This is a genomic window from Carboxydothermus pertinax (genome assembly GCF_001950255.1).
Taxonomy (GTDB): Bacteria; Bacillota; Z-2901; order Carboxydothermales; family Carboxydothermaceae; genus Carboxydothermus; species Carboxydothermus pertinax.
In genome coordinates, this window is record NZ_BDJK01000007.1 from 1 (window position 1) to 323 (window position 323).

General features: G+C 31.3%; 1 protein-coding gene. It reads left to right on the top strand.

Translation table 11 applies throughout. From position 1 onward, the window contains the following. Positions 1 to 323: transposase (locus cpu_RS02730; RefSeq protein WP_234970174.1), on the top strand; the 323-nt coding region annotated here is incomplete at both ends.

A 323-nucleotide genomic window follows, 5' to 3' on the forward strand; every position in this document is an offset into this window, starting at 1 on the left:
AAGCTCAAAGGTTAGACATAGGAATTAACATCCCAGAGTTTTATGAATATAGCCAATGGACAAAAACAAAAGAATTTCAAGATAATTATAAACAACGTGCATGCCAAGAATGGAAAAATGCTGAAATGAAAAGATTTCATGGTCTAGACCGTGCCCAAGGGTATGGTCTATTAAGCATGTCCAAACAAGCTAAATTAACAGCAATTGCAGTAAATTTAAAGAGGATAGCAAGTATACTATCCTCTTTAAATCATTTTATTTTTGTGTTACTACATAAATATTTGTTTAAAGGAAGATTTTACAGCTATAAAAAGCCAATTTGC